The organism is Bartonella sp. AA86SXKL, from assembly GCF_042196885.1.
The window spans coordinates 1-351 of the sequence record NZ_JBHIRE010000360.1 but is presented as its reverse complement, the minus strand read 5'-3'; the positions used below and the strand labels follow the sequence as shown (position 1 = coordinate 351).

The 351-nt window shown below is 39.0% G+C and carries 1 pseudogene; it reads right to left on the bottom strand.

Features of this window, described 5'->3' with window-relative positions:
• Positions 1-351, bottom strand: a pseudogene (locus tag ACFIO5_RS12010) (PEP/pyruvate-binding domain-containing protein); the annotation flags it as partial.

Below are 351 nucleotides of genomic sequence, written 5' to 3'. Positions count from 1 at the left end.
CTTGCCAATCAACCGCCGTCATTTCTGTATCAATAGTGTAACCCTTGCGCATTTTTGAATCATCAAGAATCTCTTCAAAATACGAATGCTCTAATCCCAAAACAACATTCGAATACATTTGAATAAACCGGCGATAACTGTCATAAGCAAAGCGTTCATTTTTGGTTTGTAAAGCAATTGCTTTCACAGTTTCATCATTCATACCAAGATTAAGCACTGTATCCATCATTCCCGGCATAGAAGCCCGAGCTCCTGAACGAACAGAGAGTAAAAGTGGCCTTTTTTCGTTACAAAATTCACGTCCTGTTTTTTCACCAATATACATAAACGCTTGTTCGACAGCTTCCCGTA